The sequence below is a fragment of the Enterobacter sp. RIT418 genome (assembly GCF_003057745.1).
In the GTDB taxonomy this organism is placed as follows: Bacteria; Pseudomonadota; Gammaproteobacteria; order Enterobacterales; family Enterobacteriaceae; genus Enterobacter.
Window position 1 is genome coordinate 1 of sequence record NZ_QBJD02000024.1, and the last position, 18471, is coordinate 18471.

The following is an 18471-nucleotide window of genomic DNA, read 5'->3' on the forward strand; positions in this document are numbered from 1 at the left end:
CGTAGCGCCGATGGTAGTGTGGGGTCTCCCCATGTGAGAGTAGGGAACTGCCAGGCATCAAATTTAGCGTGCTGATATGGCTCAGTTGGTAGAGCGCACCCTTGGTAAGGGTGAGGTCCCCAGTTCGACTCTGGGTATCAGCACCACTTTATACTTAGGTTAAAGTTCGGCAAGAAGTAAAAGAATTTGTCTGGCGGCTTTAGCGCGGTGGTCCCACCTGACCCCATGCCGAACTCAGAAGTGAAACGCCGTAGCGCCGATGGTAGTGTGGGGTCTCCCCATGTGAGAGTAGGGAACTGCCAGACATCAAACAAGTGAAAAGGCCATCCGAAAGGATGGCCTTTTTGCGTTATGATTCTTGTGAAAATGGTAGGCCCAGTAAGCAATACGCGCCACTGGGCAAAACAGCAGGTCAGTGAATGACCTGCGACAGGAAAGCTCGCGTACGTTCTGACTTGGGATGTGCAAAGAACTCGTCGGGTGGCGCCTGCTCGACAATCTCACCGCGATCCATAAAGATCACCCTATCGGCCACCGTTCTGGCAAACCCCATTTCATGCGTCACACACAGCATTGTCATTCCGGATTGCGCCAATCCAATCATGGTATCCAGAACTTCTTTCACCATTTCAGGGTCAAGCGCGGAAGTTGGCTCGTCAAACAGCATGATCTTGGGCTTCATACAAAGCGAGCGAGCAATAGCCACCCGCTGCTGCTGACCGCCTGAAATTTGGCCCGGGAATTTATTCGCGTGTTCCGCGATACGCACACGTTCGAGATAGTGCATTCCCAATGCTTCGGCCTCTTTTTTCGGCATCTTTTGCACCCAAATCGGCGCCAGCGTGCAGTTTTGCAAAACGGTCAGATGCGGAAAGAGATTGAAGTGCTGAAACACCATCCCCACTTCCTGACGAACCCTATCGATATTGCGAATGTCTTCATTCAGCTCAATGCCATCGACAACAATACGCCCTTGCTGATGCTCCTCAAGATGGTTAATACAGCGAATGGTCGTGGATTTCCCGGAGCCAGAAGGGCCGCAAAGCACAATGCGTTCTCCCTGCTTTACCTTAAGATTAATGTCCTTCAGGACATGAAATTGTCCGTACCATTTATTCACATTTTCCAGCGTAATCATCGCGTCGGCGGGTGTCATAGTTATTTGGCTCATAATTTCCTCAGTACGGTGTACGCCCGGTGTTAAAGCGCTTTTCCAGATGCTGGCTGTAGCGCGACATGCTAAAACAGAAGATCCAGTAGATCAGGGCAGCAAAGACATATCCTTCGGTGGACATGCCGAGCCAGACAGGGTCAACGGTCGCCTGCTGCACGCTGCTAAAGAGATCGAACAACCCGATGATGATCACCAGGCTGGTATCTTTGAAAAGAGCAATGATCGTGTTGACCAGACCCGGAATAACCAGCTTGAGTGCCTGGGGGAGGATCACCAGCCCCTGAGTTTTCCAGTAGCCGAGCGCCAGTGATTCCGCGGCCTCATACTGTCCTTTGGGCAGAGCCTGCAGGCCCCCGCGGACCACCTCTGCAACGTACGCGGACTGGAAAAGAATCACACCGACCAGGGCTCGGATCAGTTTGTCTATCGTTGTGCCTTCTGCCATAAAGAGCGGCAGCATGACCGAGGACATAAACAAAACGGTGATGAGCGGCACGCCGCGCCAAAACTCAATGAAAATGACGGAGAGCACGCGAACTACCGGCATTTTTGAACGCCTACCCAGCGCAAGCAGAATTCCCCAGGGCAATGCGCCGGCGATCCCCACGGAAGCGATGATGAGCGTCAGCGTCAGTCCTCCCCACTGGCGTGTTTCCACGCGCTCCAGACCCAGAAAACCACCGTAAAGCAGCGCCCACACAACGATCGGATATGAAACCGCCCAGCAGGCAATATAGCGTCCACGATGAGGCAGTTTTTTCCAGAACATCGCGGCGATGGAGAGAAGGCCGATCGCGAGCGCCAGATTAATTCGCCAGCGCGCTTCATGAGGATACAGTCCATACATAAACTGGCCGAAGCGCTCGTGGATGAACACCCAGCATGCGCCTGCTTTCGTACAGTCAGCGCGAGTTGTACCGACCCAATTTGCCTGTAAAAGCGCCCAGTTAAGAAGTGGCGGGATCAGCTCCCAGATCAGCCATAAGCAAAAAAGGGTCAGCAGGCTGTTACTCCAGCTGGAGAACAAGTTCTTTCGCATCCAGATAATGAAATTCCCACCCGTAGAGCCGGAGGCGCGCGAAGAGTGAGACAATATGGCTTTTGTCATCATGGTGTCCTTAGCGCTCAACCAGGGCGATGCGGCGGTTATAGAGGTTCATCAGCAGCGAGATGGTTAGGCTGATAATCAGGTAAACGGACATCGTGATGGCAATGGTTTCAATCGCTTGCCCTGTCTGGTTAAGCACGGTACCGGCGAAAAGTGAAACCATATCGGGATAGCCTATGGCGGCGGCCAGAGATGAGTTTTTCACAATGTTGAGATACTGGCTGGTCAGTGGAGGAATAATGACCCGCAGCGCTTGCGGAATAATAACCTGGCGAAGCGTTACCGTATTGGGCAAACCGAGCGAGCGTGCCGCCTCATGCTGTCCGTGAGGAACGGCCTGAATCCCGGCACGGATGATTTCCGCGATAAAGGCTGAGGTATAAATCGAAAGTGCCAGCGTCAGAGAGGCCAGCTCAGGGATCAGCACCAGGCCACCCTGGAAGTTAAAACCCCGAAGGTGAGGGATATCCCAGTGCAGCGCGGCACCAAAAAGCCAGTGCGCAACGACGGGCAGACCGATAATAAGTGCTATCGCCGCTGGCCATGTCTTACGAAGTTCGCCTGTCTTAATTTGATGCTTACGGTGATAACGGAATAGCCCTGCCGATACGAGAAGCACTATAACAATAGCGGCAATGAAAGCGTACATCCCTTCTGCAAGCAGAGGTGAGGGAATGTACAATCCGCGATTGCTGAGAAATAGCAGGTCAAAGGCGTTTATGGCCTGACGTGGGCCCGGCAGGTTTCGCAGTACGGCAAAATACCAAAAGAAGATCTGCAGCAGCGGTGGGATATTACGAAACGTTTCGATGTAAATGGTCGATAATTTTCGCAGCAGCCAGTTTTCGGAAAGCCGGGCCAGGCCAATGAAGAAGCCGAGTATGGAGGCGCAGACAATGCACAGCGCCGAAACCAGAAGCGTATTGAGTAAGCCGACCACAAAGACGCGGCCATACGTATCTCCTTCCTGGTAATCAATAAGATGTTGAACAATGCCAAAACCCGCGCTGCGATCCAAAAAAGCAAAGCCGGAAGTAATACCGCGATTATTTAGGTTGGTAACGGTGTTATGGATTAAATAAATGGCGATAGCGACAACGGCGATAATAGCCAGTATCTGAAATATCCAGGCGCGAACCGCGGGATGAGAAAAGGATAGCGATCCTTTTACGGCTGAGCGGCGATGGGACATAAATGAACCTCGGTAACCGTGAATCTGGAGAGGGCACCGCAGCTGCAGTGCCCGTTACAGCAAATGCTTAACGTACCGGCGGAGCGTATTGAATGCCGCCGTTATTCCAGAGATTGTTCTGGCCACGTTTGATCTTCAGCGGGCTTTCCGATCCCACGTTGCGCTCGAAGATCTCAGAGTAGTTCCCGACCTTTTTAATGATGTTATAGGCCCACTTGTTATCCAGCTTCAGATCCTTGCCATAATCACCCTTTTTACCCAACAGGTGCGCCATATCCGGCGTTGAAGGATTCGCGGCTTTCTCATCGACGTTTTTCGAGCTGATACCCATTTCTTCGGCGTTCAACATGGCGAACAGCGTCCAGCGCACGATAGAGAACCAGTCTTCATCACCGCGGCGGACCACTGGGCCAAGAGGCTCTTTAGAAATGACTTCCGGAAGGACAATCCACTCGGCCGGATTGCTCAACTTAATACGCAGGGCATACAGCTGGGACTGGTCAGAAGCCAGCGTATCGCAACGACCTGACTCCAGCGCCTTAGCTGACTCATCTGAACGGTCGAAAGTGACCGGGGTATACTTCATGTCGTTCGCTTTGAAGTAATCCGCCACGTTAAGTTCGGTATCGGTACCGGCCTGAATACAGACGGTTGCACCGTCGAGCTCTTTGGCGCTTTTCAGCCCTGCTTTGTTGTGGGTGAGGAATCCGATCCCGTCATAATAGGTTACGCCAGTGAATGCCATTCCCATGCCCGCATCGCGAGAGGAGGTCCAGGTGGTATTACGGGAGAGCATATCTACTTCGCCTGACTGCAGTGCGGTGAAGCGTTCTTTTGCCGTCAGAGGCGTATATTTTACCTTGCTGTCATCACCGAAAACGGCGGCAGCAACGCCACGACAGACGTCAACGTCAATACCGGTAAATTTACCGTTTGCATCGGCATAGGAAAAACCTGGCAATCCGTCACTGATACCGCATTGGACAAATCCCTTCTTTTTAACGGCATCAAGTGTCGTACCCGCACGGGCTTGACCGGCAATTGCAAACAGCACTCCCGCAGCGGCCAGGCTGGCTATCATCATCTTTTTCATAGTGCATCCTGTGTGGCAAAAATTATCGTTATAAGGCGTGTTAAACGCTTTGAGCTGTCTATGGCGTTGGCCGACGTTTATTTAGCAAACCTAATGCCAGGTTTTTTACGCACGGACGAATAGCCGCTCAGAACGCATAATGCTGAGTGTAGACAGGCTTAAAAAAAATGAATGCCCTGCAATGGTGCGAATTTCCAATCTGCGCCACAAATTAGAGCAAAACTTTCCGGATTGTAGGATATAAACGAAAGATAGTTTTGGGCGTTAATATTGGCAGGGTATTTATCAGAAATAATATGTGAAAAGCGTCACGATGAAATACAGAAAAGGGAGAGGGTAAACAAATAAAATGTGACAGATAACGATCTGCTGCTAAAAAAAGGTCGCTGGTATTTAATTTAGCTTTAGTGCGTGCACCATTTAAAAGCAAAAGCGCGGATTTCGCCGCGCTTTCAAGAAGCATACTTACCTGGTCAAGGCGACGATACCTAGCGTCAAGCCTGCTACCGCGGCGGCTCCACCTGCGATAGCACCTGCCGTTTCCCAGTTATCCTGAGTCGTGCCTTTCATACAGGTATTGGTATGAACCAGACGGCCCTGATCGTCGTATACCGGTACACATGGGGAATCATGCGCGCAGCCAGCAAGGAGCGTCGCAAGAAGTGCAACGGGAATCAATCTTTTCATGATGTTACCTCAGTGAGTTCTCACATTCGTCGTTAAGCCAAAAGGACCATCAACGAATTGTTGGTTATTTTACCACTGAGATCTCTCTCTGCTGTACGAGGAATAATCTCAAAGTATGTTGATTGTAAAAATGATGGAGAAATACCGATTAGTTAATGAATTAATGGAGAAATTATGGATCTGGCTTTTCATATTAGCAGGCTAATGGATAGCTGGCGTGGAAATCAAAAAGGCGCACCGGGCGCCTTTTTGAAATGCATTACTCTTTATGGCTGGTAAACCTTCTGCGGACCACCACAAAGAAGACGGGCACGAAGAAGATAGCCAGCAGGGTGGCTGAGAGCATTCCCCCCATTACGCCAGTCCCGACTGCGTTTTGCGCACCGCTACCCGCACCGCTGCTGATGACCAGCGGCAATACCCCAAGAATGAACGCCAGAGAGGTCATCAGAATAGGACGCAGGCGCATCCGCGAGGCTTCAAGCGTTGCCTCGATGATTCCTTTGCCTTCTTTCTCCATAAGGTCCTTTGCAAACTCAACGATCAAAATGGCGTTCTTGGCGGATAAGCCAATGGTTGTCAGCAGGCCGACCTGGAAGTAGACGTCATTATTTAATCCGCGCAGCGACGCGGCAAGCAATGCGCCAATCACGCCCAGCGGCACGACCAACATAACGGAGAACGGAATAGACCAGCTTTCATAAAGGGCCGCCAGGCACAGGAACACGACAATCAGTGAAATGGCGTAAAGCGCGGGAGCCTGGTTACCAGAAAGCCGTTCCTGATAAGACATTCCCGTCCAGTCAAAGCCGATGCCAGAAGGCAGCTTAGAGGCCAGGCTTTCCATCATCGCCATGGCTTCACCGGTGCTCTTACCCGGTGCGGATTCGCCGAGAATTTCCATTGAAGGCATACCGTTGTAACGCTCGAGACGCGGTGAACCATATACCCAGTGCGCGCTGCTGAAGGCAGAGAAAGGCACCATTTCACCATTAGCGCTACGCACGTACAGCGTATTGATATCGCCAGGCAGCATACGGAACGGGGCATCGGCCTGGACGTAAACTTTTTTCACGCGTCCATGATCGATAAAGTCGTTCACATACGTTCCGCCCAGCGCGGTCGAAACGGTCTGGTTGATATCGGAAAGGCTGACGCCCAATGCCTGTGCTTTCTCCTGATCGATATTAAGCTTGAACTGCGGCGTATCTTCGAGGCCGTTAGGACGCACGCGCACCAGCAGATCGGGATATTCTTTCACCATCCCGAGCAGCTGATTGCGCGCCTGCGTCAGCTGCGTATGCCCAAGGTTTGCCTGATCGATCAGTTCAAAGTCGAAGCCCGTTGCGGTGCCCAGCTCAATGATTGCCGGCAGGTTAAACGGAAACACGAGGCCATCTTTTATCTGGCTGAAGGCTTTCGTCGCGCGGCCAACAATCGCTTCTACGCCGTTCTCTTCACCCGGGCGTTCTTCCCACGGCTTAAGGCTCACAAAAGCGATACCGGCGTTTTGCCCCTGACCGCTAAAGCTAAAGCCGTTAACGGTGAAGACAGATTCAACGTTGGCCTTTTCTTTGGTGAGATAATAATCCTGTACCTGATCGAGCACCTGTTGGGTACGCATCTGCGTTGCACCCGCGGGCAGCTGTACCATCGTCATAAAGACGCCCTGATCCTCTTCGGGCAGGAAAGAGGTTGGTAAGCGCAGGAAGAGCACCGCCATGCCGCCGACGATGATGACGTAAACCAGCAGATAGCGCCCGGTCTTACGTAAGATCCCGCTTACGCTGTTGCTGTAATGTTCTACGCTTCGGTCGAAAAGCGCATTAAACCAGCCAAAGAACCCCCCTTTTTTCTCATGGTGCTCGCTGGAAACGGGCTTGAGCAGCGTGGCGCACAGGGCAGGCGTCAAAATCAGCGCAACCAGCACGGAGAGCGCCATAGCCGAAACGATAGTCAGAGAGAACTGGCGGTATATTGCCCCGGTTGAACCGCCAAAAAAGGCCATTGGGATGAATACCGCCGAGAGCACCATGGCAATCCCGACCAGCGCCCCCTGGATCTGCTCCATCGATTTTTGCGTTGCCTCTTTAGGCGGCAGCTTGTCCTCGACCATCACGCGTTCGACGTTCTCAACGACGACAATGGCGTCATCCACCAGCAGGCCTATCGCCAGCACCATGCCGAACATTGTCAGCGTGTTAATCGAGAAGCCGAACGCCGCCAGCACGGCGAAGGTGCCGAGCAGTACGACAGGCACGGCAATCGTTGGAATAAGGGTTGCGCGCAAATTTTGCAGGAACAGGTACATCACCAGGAAGACGAGAACGATCGCCTCAAACAGCGTCTTCACCACTTCGTGAATAGAAATTTTCACGAATGGCGTGGTGTCGTAAGGGTAGACAACCTTCAGCCCCTGCGGGAAGAATGGCTGCAGCTGGGCAAGTTTACTCTTGATAGCGGCGGCAGTATCAAGCGCATTCGCCCCGGTTGCCAGCTTAATCCCAAGACCCGTTGCCGCCTGGCCGTTGATCTTGGTGACCATGTTGTAGTTCTCGCCGCCCAGCTCAATGCGTGCCACATCCTTCAGGTGAACCATCGAGCCGTCCTGGTTCACTTTCAGCGTCACGCGGCCAAACTCCTCCGGTGATTTCAGGCGAGTCTGAGCAATGATTGAGGCGTTTAGCTGCTGCCCTGGAACAGACGGCGTACCGCCCAGCTGACCCGCAGCGATCTGGTTATTCTGGGTTTTCAACTGGTTGATAACATCCAGCGGCGTGAGCTGGTATTTATTCATCGCGTTGTTGTCGAGCCAGATGCGCATGGCATACTGCGCGCCAAACAGCTGTACGTCGCCGACGCCAGAGGTCCGGCTAATGGCATCTTTAACGTTCGAGGCAACATAGTCGGAGATATCATCCTGGGTTAGGCTTTTATTGTCCGATACAAACCCCGCTACCAGCAGGAAGCTGCTGCTGGATTTCTCAACGCCGATACCCTGCTGCTGCACTTCCTGCGGCAGAAGCGGCATCGCCAGCTGAAGTTTGTTTTGCACCTGTACCTGAGCGATATCAGGGTCGGTACCGGACTGGAACGTCAGGGTGATGGTAACGTTACCTGCGGAGTCGCTGGTGGATGACATATACATCAGGTTATCGATACCGTTCATATTCTGTTCGATAACCTGCGTCACCGTATCCTGTACCGTCTGGGCGTCCGCGCCAGGGTACGTTGCCGTTACGGCAACGGCCGGTGGCGCGATGGTCGGATACTGCGCAACCGGCAGCTTTAAGATGGCCAGCCCGCCCGCAATCATCAAAATGATGGCGAGGACCCAGGCGAAAACGGGCCTCTGAATAAAGAAATTAGCCATGCTGTCGTCCCTTAACTGGCAGGTTGAGTAGCGGTATCAGGCGTTGCGACCACGGTCACGCCAGGGCGAACTTTTTGCAGACCGCTGACAATCACGCGATCGCCGTTCTTCAGCCCTTCGGTAATCAGCCAGCGATCGCCAATGGCCTGCGGTGCTTCCACGGTGCGCAACTCAACCTGATTTTTATCGTTTACAACCAGCACGGTTGCCTCTCCGCGCGGCGTACGGGTAACGCCCTGCTGAGGAACCAGAATGGCATTGGGCTGCGTACCTTCATCAATGCGGGCACGCACGAACATTCCCGGCAGAAGCAAATGCTGAGGATTGGGGAAAATGGCGCGCAGCGTAATGGAGCCGGTGCTTTCATCCACGGTGACATCAGAGAACTGCAGCGTGCCTTTTAAAGGGTACGGTTGACCGTTTTCCATGAGCAGCTCAACGGTGCTGGCGGCATTTCCCTTTTGCAGGCTCGTCTGCTTCAGGCGCATAAAATCATTGCTCGACTGCGTCACATCGACATATATCGGATCAAGCTGTTGAACGGTCGCCAGCGCGGTAGACTGACCGTTAGTGACCAGCGCCCCTTCGGTAACGCTGGATTTGCCGATACGTCCGTCAATAGGTGAAGTCACTTTGGTATAGGCGAGATTGATACGTGCGCTTTCAACGCCAGCCTGCGCGGCGACAACGCCGGCATCCGCCTGCTGCGCGGTGGCGACCGCCTGATCGTACTCCTGTTTACTGACGTACTGTGTCCCCACCAGCGGCAGATAGCGCTTCACGGTCAGGTGCGCAATATTGGCCGCAGCCTGGGCCTTCGCCAGCTCGCCCTTCGCATTGTCATACGCCGCCTGATACGTCGCGGGATCAATCTGATACAAAGATTCTCCGGCTTTGACGTCGCTGCCTTCTTCAAAGTTACGACGCAGGATGATGCCGCTCACCTGTGGGCGAACCTCTGCAACGCGAAAGGCGTCCGTTCTGCCCGGCAGCTCGGTGGTGACGGCCAATGGTCCACTTTTAATCACATGCACGCTGACCTGCGGAGCGGGGGCATGCTGCTGCGTGTTCCCCTGATCATCGCAACCTCCGAGAAGGGCTGCACAGACAAATAAACTGGTTAAGGGTAACAGCCTGAAGTGTTTCGTCATTTTTTTTCCTTTAAATACCCATGAACCGATATTCGCCGAGCATCGGGGAGGGGCTGGAAGACAAAATAAAAATGTAGCTGCGTATAATAAGCAGGGGCTTTGATATTTTTTGATTTATAAGTGCGAAGAGAGGAGGCTAGAGACAAAATCAGAATCACACCCGGTGTAATCCCCACGGTTATTATGTCAGTCTGTTACCGTAATCAGCATTTAAATATTCTTCTGGTGAATTAATGTGGTTATTTGTATTTGTACGGATTATGTATTCAGGTAATTGACTTTTTTTGTGCAAATATAAAGCGGTTAATGAGAGATACTTTTTATCTCTACACGGCGCGTATTCATAAAGGATTATTTCGATAAGTCATGAGCAACGGTTATGGCACGCAAAAAGAAAGATGAAGCACAAAAGACCCGCCAGCAGCTGATAGAGGCTGCTATCGAACAGTTTGCTATGCGCGGCGTGGCTAATACCACGTTGACCGATATTGCCGATGCCGCCAACGTAACCCGCGGTGCCGTGTACTGGCATTTTTCCAGCAAATCGGAAATTTTTAACGCTATCTGGGAGCAGCAGTTACCGCTGCGTGACATTATTCGAGACCGGTTAGCGTTATCGGAAAATGATAATCCTCTGCTGTTGCTTCGCGAGCAATTTATTGCTGCCTTGCAGTACATTGCGCGAGAACCCCGCCAGTATTCCCTCTTACAAATTCTTTATCATAAGTGTGAATTTCATAGCGATATGATATCAGAGTATGAAATACGAAATCGTATTGGGCTAAACGGCGATCGTTTTCGCACCGTGCTGGAGCGGTGCATATCAAAACGCGTGATCTCGCCGAACGTCAATGTTGAACTCACGCTGATTGCCTTCCACGGTTTTTTTAGTGGAATAATTAAAAACTGGTTAATGAATAGCGACAGTTTCAACCTATATCAGGAAGCGCCCGCGCTGGTGGATTACATTCTGGCGACGCTGCAGACTGCGCGAGTGCCGCCAGAGGCTTGCGAGGCGGCATTATGAGCGCATTTTAGAGGGGAACGCCTCCCCATCACGACAGAGCGCCTCGACGGTCTCGGCGGAGACCGGTTTTCCTAATAAATATCCCTGAAGCGTATTGCAGCCAAGCTCCGTCAAAAACGCCTGCTGCTCCACGGTTTCCACCCCTTCCGCAACCACTTTCAGGTTCAGCGTTTTAGCCAGCGCGACGATGGCCGATACGATCGTCGCATCTTCATTTTCCCCGCTCAGCTCTTTCACAAAGGCACGATCGATTTTGAGCTCGCAGGCGGGCAATCGTTTTAGATAAAGCAGGCTCGAGTAGCCTGTCCCAAAGTCATCAATCGAGGCTTTTACGCCTGCCTGCGTCAGCTCGGTCAGTACCCGCACGCTTTCGTCAGGGTTGCTCATGGCCGTGGTTTCAGTGACCTCAAGGATCAGCGTTTCAGGCGGAATGGCGTGGCGGGCAAGGCACTCAAGCACGGTCTTTACCAGTGACGGCTGCTCAAACTGCAGCGTAGAAAGGTTCACCGCCATCGACCAGCCCGCATGCCCCTGAAGATGCCACTCGCGCAGCTGGCGGCAGGCTTCATCGATGACCCAGTTGCCGATGGGAATGATAAGGCCGGTTTTTTCCGCCAGAGGGAGAAACTGGTCCGGGGTCAGCAGGCCTTGCTTAGGATGTTGCCAGCGCAGCAGCGCCTCAAATCCAAGGATCGGCCCGGTCGGCGCGTGGAATTTCGGCTGGTAGAGTAAGCGTAGTTCGTTACGATCTACCGCCATCCACAGATCGTTCATGAGCTGCAGGCTCGTCTGCGCCAGGGTGTTCATCGACGGCTGGAAAAAGTGATACCCGTTGCGGCCCATATGTTTGGTGTGGTACATGGCCGCATCCGCGTTAAACATCAGTTCGCGTTCATTCTTTCCGTCGTGCGGGTAGAGGGCTATGCCTATGCTGAGGGTGACCATCAGCTCATAGGGCTCAACGTTGAACGGGCTATCGATGGCGCGCACCAGCGCGCTGGCCAGCGAAGCGGCATCGTCCGGCGAGCCTGTCTCGGCCAGCAGGACAAACTCGTCTCCGCCGATACGCGCCAGCGTGTACTGGCCTTTCAGCGGCAGCAGCAGCCGCTGGGTAACGGCAACCAGAAGCTTGTCGCCAACATCATGACCATAGGCGTCATTGATGGCCTTAAAGCCGTCGAGATCCATAAACATCAGTGCGAAACGGTTCCCCTCACGGTCGGCTTTGCTGATGGCCTGATCGAGCCTGTCTTCCAGAAGAATACGGTTAGGAAGGCGCGTTAGCGTATCGTGCAGGGCAAGCTGAGCCAGCTCTCGATTGGCTTCCGCCAGCGAAGAGGCCAGCAGCGACGTGCGGGCCTGAAGACGGGCATCCAGCATTGAGACCAGCAGCGTAATGCCCAAAATGGAGAGCGCCATGACGCTCACCAGGACAGCGAGCCAGCTTCCGTTGATGCCGTGGTGGTGGACCATGGTCGATGAAGGGAACTGCGCGGCCTTCATGCCCGCGTAGTGCATGCCGGCGATGGCGATCCCCATCGTGATGGCGGCCCCCAGACGCATCAGGGCGACCTGCGCCGCCTCGTGGCGCAAGCGGAAGGTCAGCCATAGCGCGGTCAGCGAGGCGGCTAGGGCGATGGCAACCGAAATCGCCACCCACGTTTTATCCCAGATAATAGCCGGCGTGACTTCCAGCGCGGCCATTCCGGTGTAGTGCATGGCGGCAATGCCGGTTCCCATCACGAAGGCGCCGGGGATCAGCTGCCGCAACCGCAGGCGTTCACCGCTCACAATCCACAGGGCAAATAATGATGATGCAATGGCGATGATCATCGAGAAAATCGTCAGGCCTGTGCTGTAGCTCATGCTCATGGAGAGATCCATTGCCAGCATGCCGATGAAGTGCATCGCCCACACGCCAATCCCCATCGCAATGCCGCCACCCGCAAGCCAGACGCGCGCGGTGGTGCCCTGGCTTCCGGCCACGCGCGCAGCCATGTTTAGCGCAGTATAAGCAGCAAGGATCGCCACAACAAAAGAGATTACGACGAGTATTGGGTTGTATTGGCTTACCAGCATAGTCTGTTGAACTCGTTATGAGAGGCTAAGCAAGAGCGGTGGAGAAGGGCTGAGACATTATCATCGTCAGATAATGACTAAAAGGGATTTAAATCCCCGTTTTTAGTGGGTGATAGTGGAGTTTTAGGCGACGTTTAGCGTTCAGTCAAGATCGGAACAATTCACAAGTTTGAGGGGATTAACGGAGTTCATATTACGGCACTTATCGGTTTCGGTACTCATTAGCTCAATCCACTGCATCAGCAGCGCATCGAAAAGAAAAACGAAGAGCGCAAAAACGACCAGCCACCAGTATTTACGAAGCATTATGCCATTCCGGGTGAAAAGAGCCTGTGAGGTGCTGGGAATATACACCAATAACGGACGTTGAAAAGTGGGAAACGTGAAGGTTTACATTGTCTTGACAGACGGTGCGGAGGCGATAAAAAAGGCGCTTCCCCATGCCGAAGAGCGCCTTTTTAAACAAGCAGTTAGCTGATTAGTATCAGTTCATGCCGTATTTTTTCAATTTCTTACGCAGAGTACCACGGTTGATACCCATCATCAGCGCAGCGCGGGTTTGGTTACCGCGGGTGTATTGCATCACCATGTCCAACAGTGGCTGTTCAACTTCAGCCAGTACCAGCTCATACAGGTCATTAACATCCTGACCATTCAATTGAGCAAAATAGTTCTTCAGTGCCTGTTTAACCGAGTCACGCAGGGGCTTTTGAGTCACCTGATCCTGAGAGTTAACGGTGGAAACGGTCAGTACGTCAGAATTTACGCGTTGTTCGAACATAGTTCTGTCAGCTCTTTATTTCATTACGCAAGATTTTCGAAGTATGCCTCCAACGCCTCCAGCTGTTCGCTGGCATCCTCTATGGCGTTGAATGTGCGCCGAAACTGGTCATTTGGAGCGTGCTCCTGGAGATACCAGGAGACGTGTTTACGCGCAATTCGGTACCCTTTTGCCTGGCCGTAATGGTCATGCAATTCCCGAACGTGCGAACAAAGCAAGCGCTTGACCTCTGCCAGAGGCAGCGGGGCAAGCAGCTCCCCAGTGTCCAGATAATGCTGGATTTCCCGAAAGATCCAGGGTCTTCCCTGAGCGGCACGTCCTATCATCAGAGCGTCAGCTCCCGTATAGTCGAGCACAGCTCTGGCTTTAAGCGGGTCAGTAATGTCACCATTCGCGATAATCGGAATGGAAACTGTCTGCTTAACTGCCCGAATGCTGTCGTATTCAGCTTCACCGTTGAACAAACAGGCGCGAGTGCGTCCATGTATGGTCAGGGCCTGAATGCCACAGTCTTCGGCCAGTTGGGCAATCTCTACACAGTTACGGTGTTCCGGCGACCAACCCGTGCGAATCTTTAACGTAACAGGGACGTCCACTGCGCTGACAACCGCCGTCAGGATAGACTTCACCTGGTCGGGGTATTGCAGAAGGGCTGAACCTGCAAGCTTGCGATTCACTTTCTTGGCCGGGCACCCCATATTGATATCAATAATCTGGGCACCACTTTCCACGTTGATACGCGCGGCATCTGCCATCTCTTCCGGTACGCTTCCGGCAATTTGCACGGTGCGAATACCGGGTTCATCAATGTGCACCATCCGTAAACGGGATTTATCGCTTTCCCAAACCTGCGGGTTAGACGACATCATCTCGGAAACGGTTAGTCCTGCTCCCATCTCGTAGCACAGCGTCCTGAACGGCCGGTCGGTAATACCTGCCATAGGGGCTGCGATCAGGCGATTTCTGAGCTGGTGGTGTCCGATGCGCATGAGTTAAGAAATGACCATACTGTGACTGCAAGGCGGCGTATATTACGCATTTTTTGCACGAGATGAAAGGCCAAACTTTGAACAATCCACTGCGGTAGATCAAGGAATCGCCGCGTGGTTTTGCGAAGGGGATTTATTCACTATTTAAATCATTATGTTATGAGAGAATGGTGGTTTTATGTACGCTTACAATTTCCCGTAACTTCTCATCATTTCTGAAAAAATGAATCCCTTAGCCGGGATATTCTGCTGTTTTTAGCAGCAGAATATCCCGCTTCTTTGCGATCTGAGTCGCATTTTAGAACATGATATCAGCCTAAAAACGGGACGTTATTCAACAACCAGGCGACCGTGCAGTGACTGTACCGGGCGGTTATTATCGTGATGCATGGTATGGGTGAATTTCGCCAGCTGTTCAGCGGAGAGGGTTAGCGGCTTCTTGAGGACGACCCAGGTGACGCCTTCAGAGCACGGCGGAGTGGTCAGAGATCCGCTAAAGCGCCAGTAGGTTTTATTTTTGGGCAGCAGCTTATTCACATCCAGATTTTCTGTGATGGAGACGTTCTGCTCGGCCTGCTCGGGCATCACGCCCCACAGCTTTTCAAGCTCGGCATTTGCGGCGCCCTTATCGAACATGACCGCAACCACCACCAGCTCGCCCTTGTCGTTTTTGTGTACCAGATGCATCTCCATCGCGTACTTTTTGCCATGCACGGTATTTTCGCTCGGCGCGTGGAAATGGAGCTGCTGCAGCGTCCAGCTTTGCTTATCGAGGGTAATGCTGTCGCGGGTGTCGGCTTTTTCACTCGCCTGAATGGTATGGCCGTTGTTCGTTAGCGTGACGGGACCGTCGCTGTAGTGCGTTTGCAGCGGGGAGAAGTGGGCTTTCACCGTGGAATCAATGTCGATAGGGGATTGGTTCATTCCGGTTTGACACGTTTTGTAAGCGTCATCCAGTTCACCCCAATGTTCCGGTGCGCCTTCGCCCTGATAGCTCCAGTGGGAAGCGTAGGCCGATGTTGAGAGGATGCTTAGCGCCAGCAGCGCTACCTTGCCAGTAAAGTGTTTCATTATATTCTTCCTATGAATTTTTTTATTCAAATCAATAATTATCATTATGATTTGTGTGGTTATTTTAGCGGAGAAAGGAAGAAGCCGGGAGGAATATCAGAAGGAGAAAGGCGTGGTCAGAGGACCACGCCAAATGCTTATTTTTTACGACCGGTAATACGGCACCACTCTTCTTTCTCTACCACCGGGTCGAGGGTAAAAAGATCGGCATAGGCATTGCACACGCCGTCGGCCTGGCTCGCGAGGATGCCGGAAAGGCCCAGCAGGCCGCCCTCAACGGGCAGCACGCTGATTAACGGTGCCAGTTCGCGCAGTGGGCCTGCCAGAATGTTCGCGACGACGACGTCGGCTTTCATGGCTTCTGGCTGTGCATCCGGCAGATACAGCTCAAGGCGATCGGAGACGCCGTTGCGCTCGGCGTTATCGCGGCTGGCCTGAATGGCCTGCGGATCGATGTCGATCCCGATGGCTTTTGCGGCACCCAGCTTCAGCGCGGCGATCGCCAGGATCCCCGAGCCGCAGCCGAAGTCGATCACGGTTTTCCCTTCGAGATCCAGACCGTCCAGCCACTGCAGACAGAGCGACGTCGTGGGATGCGTGCCGGTGCCGAACGCCAGGCCCGGATCGAGCATCACATTCACCGCATTTTCATCAGGCACGTCGCGCCAGCTAGGGCAGATCCAGAGGCGTTTGCCGAACTGCATCGGGTGGAAGTTATCCATCCACTCGCGCTCCCAGTCCTTATCCTCAAGCTGCTCAATTTTATGGGTAAAGCCTGCGCCCAGCAGGGGATGGTTTTCCAGAATGGCAACCACCTCTTTCATATCGGTTTCGGCATCAAACAGGCCGATCACGTCGGTATCGCCCCACAGGCGCGTTTCGCCCGGCAGCGGCTCGAAGACCGGCGTGTCATGCGTGTCCTGGAAGGTGATAGAGACCGAGCCGGCCTCCATCAGCGCATCGCTCAGCTCTTCGGCGTTGGCGCCGGTTGTATTCAGTTTTAGTTGGATCCACGGCATGGCAAAACTCTTTATTTATCAGTAGAAATCATAGCGGGCTGCGGAACAGGGTGACCAAAACGGTTCCCGACCACAAACGCCAGTAAACTTAACAGTAGCGAAGGCACAATTGGATGGAAGCCCAGGTACTGAATCTTAAACGTTGCCAGCACGGCATACAGCACGCCGCCAACAATCATTCCGCTCAGCGCACCGGCAGCGTTGGCTCGCTCCCAGTAAAGCCCCAGCACCAGCGGCCACAGGAAGACCGCCTCAAGCCCACCGAACGCGAGCAGGTTGAGCCAGATGATCATCTCCGGCGGACGCCAGGCGGCCAGCAGCAGCAACGCCCCTAACAGCAGCGTAATCACGGCTGACATCCGCTTCAGGCGTCGCTCGTTTTCGACCTGCTCCGGGCGCAGGTTCAGATAGAGGTCTTTAATGATCGTAGCGGAACTCTGCAGTAGCTGGGCGTTAATGGTCGACATTATGGCGGCCATTGGCGCGGCAAGGAATATCCCCGCGGCAAAAGGCGGAAGCACTTTGACCATCAGTGTCGGGATCACCAAATCGGGAACCGTAAGGTCGGGGATCACCGCGCGTCCTAACGCACCCGCCAGATGCATACCGAACATCAGGATTGCAACAACGACCGTCCCGATAATAATGCCCCGGTGAACGGCTTTGCTGTCTTTATAGGAGATACAACGCACGGCGGTATGCGGCAGGCCAATCACCCCAAAGCACACCAGCACCCAGAACGACGTCATAAACGTTGGCGAAAGAATATCATCCGCACCCTGTGGGGAAATCAGTTTCGGATCAATCGCTTCAAGGGTTTCAACGGCATGGCTCAGGCCACCTGCGGCGTGAACAATTCCCACCAGCAGAACGATTGTGCCGACCAGCATCACCATCCCCTGCAGCGTATCGTTCAGCACGCTGGCGCGAAATCCGCCAAAGGCGGTATACAGCGCAATGCTCACCCCAAAGATGATAAGGCCCGTCTCATAGGGGATCCCAGCAGCGGTTTCCAGCAATCGTGCCCCGCCGATAAACTGTACCGTCATTGCACCAATAAACGCGACCAGCAGGCTTAAGCTTGCCAGCCACACCAGCAGACGGCTCTGGTAGCGCGCAAACAGCATATCGTTGAGCGTCACGGCGTTATAACGGCGTGCCAGAATGGCAAACTTTTTACCCAGTATACCCAGCGAGAGCCAGACGGCAGGCAGCTGAATCATTGCGAGCAGCACCCAACCTAACCCGTATTTATAGGCTGCACCGGGACCACCGATAAACGAGCTGGCGCTGATATAGGTGGCAGTAAGCGTCATGGCTAGCACGACTCCGCCCATCGAGCGACTGCCGAGGAAATACTCATTCAGGAAGGTGCCGGTAGTTCGCTTACGCATTGCATAAATGGACAAAACAAATACGACCACCAGGTACGCGACCAGCGGCAGAATGACTTCAAGCTGCATCATCATCCTCCAGCGGGATATCCCGGTAGATAAATTTCACCATTGCCCAGCACAGCAGGATAAAGACCAGCGGCACCAGCAGGCAGGCCATTTCGAACCAGTGCGGCAGGCCGGTTATGCCGATAGCGGAATCAGGTAAGTAAGCGGTTGCTAACCATGCGGCAAGATAGAGAAGGGTCAGCCACAGCGCCCAGCGCGCTTCTTTATGGGCCTGAACAAAACGCTTGTCCATTTTTTGTCCCTTGTGGATAAAGAAAGCGAGGA

16 protein-coding genes, 1 tRNA gene and 1 rRNA gene are annotated in these 18471 nt (G+C 53.3%); 3 read left to right on the plus strand and 15 right to left on the minus strand.

The genetic code is table 11. The features are described from left to right. The first annotated feature begins 70 nt into the window (after positions 1-70). Positions 71-146 (plus strand) — tRNA-Thr (locus tag DBY73_RS20690). Positions 147-189: 43 nt separating this feature from the next. Further along, a 5S ribosomal RNA gene (rrf, locus tag DBY73_RS20695) occupies positions 190-305 on the plus strand. Positions 306-412: 107 nt separating this feature from the next. On the opposite strand, the gene DBY73_RS20700 is transcribed toward rrf, so the two are convergent. From DBY73_RS20700 to DBY73_RS20735, 7 genes are all read right to left on the minus strand, one after another. Continuing rightward, entirely contained in the window at positions 413-1171 is a 759-nt protein-coding gene (locus DBY73_RS20700; protein WP_112013089.1) for an amino acid ABC transporter ATP-binding protein, read from the minus strand. Between the two features lie 7 nt (positions 1172-1178). Beyond that, positions 1179-2282 (minus strand): amino acid ABC transporter permease, encoded by a 1104-nt coding sequence (locus DBY73_RS20705; RefSeq protein ID WP_112013090.1) that lies wholly within the window; start codon positions 2280-2282, stop codon positions 1179-1181. A 10-nt stretch (positions 2283-2292) separates the two neighbouring features. After that, positions 2293-3474 carry an amino acid ABC transporter permease gene (locus DBY73_RS20710; RefSeq protein WP_112013091.1) on the minus strand — a complete coding sequence of 394 codons (1182 nt, stop codon included), beginning with the start codon at positions 3472-3474 and terminating at the stop codon, positions 2293-2295. 67 nt (positions 3475-3541) lie between these two features. Continuing rightward, positions 3542-4567 (minus strand): amino acid ABC transporter substrate-binding protein, encoded by a 1026-nt coding sequence (locus DBY73_RS20715; RefSeq protein ID WP_112013092.1) that lies wholly within the window; start codon positions 4565-4567, stop codon positions 3542-3544. Positions 4568-5032: 465 nt separating this feature from the next. Continuing rightward, a complete protein-coding gene (locus tag DBY73_RS20725) occupies positions 5033-5254 on the minus strand; it encodes a hypothetical protein (RefSeq protein WP_112013094.1) in 222 nt (73 codons plus the stop codon). 259 nt (positions 5255-5513) lie between these two features. Next, positions 5514-8627, minus strand: a complete 3114-nt coding sequence (locus DBY73_RS20730) for an efflux RND transporter permease subunit (RefSeq protein WP_112013095.1) — start codon at positions 8625-8627, stop codon at positions 5514-5516. Between the two features lie 11 nt (positions 8628-8638). Then, a complete protein-coding gene (locus DBY73_RS20735; RefSeq protein ID WP_112013096.1) occupies positions 8639-9778 on the minus strand; it encodes an efflux RND transporter periplasmic adaptor subunit in 1140 nt (379 codons plus the stop codon). Between the two features lie 379 nt (positions 9779-10157). Here DBY73_RS20735 and envR point away from each other — a divergent pair, with 379 nt between their 5' ends. Next, positions 10158-10805, plus strand: a complete 648-nt coding sequence (gene envR / locus DBY73_RS20740) for an acrEF/envCD operon transcriptional regulator (protein ID WP_112013097.1) — start codon at positions 10158-10160, stop codon at positions 10803-10805. Here envR and DBY73_RS20745 read toward each other — a convergent pair. From DBY73_RS20745 to DBY73_RS20780, 8 genes are all read right to left on the minus strand, one after another. Then, entirely contained in the window at positions 10800-12884 is a 2085-nt protein-coding gene (locus tag DBY73_RS20745) for a bifunctional diguanylate cyclase/phosphodiesterase (protein ID WP_112013098.1), read from the minus strand. The genes envR and DBY73_RS20745 overlap by 6 nt on opposite strands. Positions 12885-13025: 141 nt before the next feature. Next, entirely contained in the window at positions 13026-13190 is a 165-nt protein-coding gene (locus DBY73_RS20750) for a DUF2556 family protein (RefSeq protein WP_112013099.1), read from the minus strand. A gap of 178 nt (positions 13191-13368) precedes the next feature. Beyond that, positions 13369-13665, minus strand: a complete 297-nt coding sequence (gene fis, locus DBY73_RS20755; protein ID WP_000462905.1) for a DNA-binding transcriptional regulator Fis — start codon at positions 13663-13665, stop codon at positions 13369-13371. 23 nt (positions 13666-13688) lie between these two features. Then, positions 13689-14654: a tRNA dihydrouridine synthase DusB gene (gene dusB, locus DBY73_RS20760; RefSeq protein ID WP_112013100.1), complete on the minus strand. Its 966-nt coding sequence runs from the start codon at positions 14652-14654 to the stop codon at positions 13689-13691. A 330-nt stretch (positions 14655-14984) separates the two neighbouring features. After that, on the minus strand, positions 14985-15725 hold the full coding sequence (locus DBY73_RS20765; RefSeq protein WP_112013101.1) for a carbonic anhydrase family protein: 741 nt from the start codon (positions 15723-15725) through the stop codon (positions 14985-14987). Between the two features lie 137 nt (positions 15726-15862). Continuing rightward, positions 15863-16744: a 50S ribosomal protein L11 methyltransferase gene (prmA, locus tag DBY73_RS20770; protein ID WP_112013102.1), complete on the minus strand. Its 882-nt coding sequence runs from the start codon at positions 16742-16744 to the stop codon at positions 15863-15865. 11 nt (positions 16745-16755) lie between these two features. After that, positions 16756-18207, minus strand: coding sequence for a sodium/pantothenate symporter (panF, locus tag DBY73_RS20775; protein WP_112013103.1), 1452 nt, complete (start codon positions 18205-18207; stop codon positions 16756-16758). Next, complete coding sequence (locus DBY73_RS20780) at positions 18197-18439, minus strand: YhdT family protein (protein WP_112013104.1); 243 nt, start codon at positions 18437-18439, stop codon at positions 18197-18199. The genes panF and DBY73_RS20780 overlap by 11 nt, the downstream gene beginning before the upstream one ends. Between the last annotated feature and the right edge of the window lie 32 nt (positions 18440-18471).

Coding starts and splice junctions, on each gene's coding strand:
- DBY73_RS20700 (WP_112013089.1), bottom strand. CDS start 1,171: ATGAGCCAAATAACTATGACACCCGCCGACGCGATGATTACGCTGGAA.
- DBY73_RS20705 (WP_112013090.1), bottom strand. CDS start 2,282: ATGACAAAAGCCATATTGTCTCACTCTTCGCGCGCCTCCGGCTCTACG.
- DBY73_RS20710 (WP_112013091.1), bottom strand. CDS start 3,474: ATGTCCCATCGCCGCTCAGCCGTAAAAGGATCGCTATCCTTTTCTCAT.
- DBY73_RS20715 (WP_112013092.1), bottom strand. CDS start 4,567: ATGAAAAAGATGATGATAGCCAGCCTGGCCGCTGCGGGAGTGCTGTTT.
- DBY73_RS20725 (WP_112013094.1), bottom strand. CDS start 5,254: ATGAAAAGATTGATTCCCGTTGCACTTCTTGCGACGCTCCTTGCTGGC.
- DBY73_RS20730 (WP_112013095.1), bottom strand. CDS start 8,627: ATGGCTAATTTCTTTATTCAGAGGCCCGTTTTCGCCTGGGTCCTCGCC.
- DBY73_RS20735 (WP_112013096.1), bottom strand. CDS start 9,778: ATGACGAAACACTTCAGGCTGTTACCCTTAACCAGTTTATTTGTCTGT.
- envR (WP_112013097.1), top strand. CDS start 10,158: ATGGCACGCAAAAAGAAAGATGAAGCACAAAAGACCCGCCAGCAGCTG.
- DBY73_RS20745 (WP_112013098.1), bottom strand. CDS start 12,884: ATGCTGGTAAGCCAATACAACCCAATACTCGTCGTAATCTCTTTTGTT.
- DBY73_RS20750 (WP_112013099.1), bottom strand. CDS start 13,190: ATGCTTCGTAAATACTGGTGGCTGGTCGTTTTTGCGCTCTTCGTTTTT.
- fis (WP_000462905.1), bottom strand. CDS start 13,665: ATGTTCGAACAACGCGTAAATTCTGACGTACTGACCGTTTCCACCGTT.
- dusB (WP_112013100.1), bottom strand. CDS start 14,654: ATGCGCATCGGACACCACCAGCTCAGAAATCGCCTGATCGCAGCCCCT.
- DBY73_RS20765 (WP_112013101.1), bottom strand. CDS start 15,725: ATGAAACACTTTACTGGCAAGGTAGCGCTGCTGGCGCTAAGCATCCTC.
- prmA (WP_112013102.1), bottom strand. CDS start 16,744: ATGCCGTGGATCCAACTAAAACTGAATACAACCGGCGCCAACGCCGAA.
- panF (WP_112013103.1), bottom strand. CDS start 18,207: ATGCAGCTTGAAGTCATTCTGCCGCTGGTCGCGTACCTGGTGGTCGTA.
- DBY73_RS20780 (WP_112013104.1), bottom strand. CDS start 18,439: ATGGACAAGCGTTTTGTTCAGGCCCATAAAGAAGCGCGCTGGGCGCTG.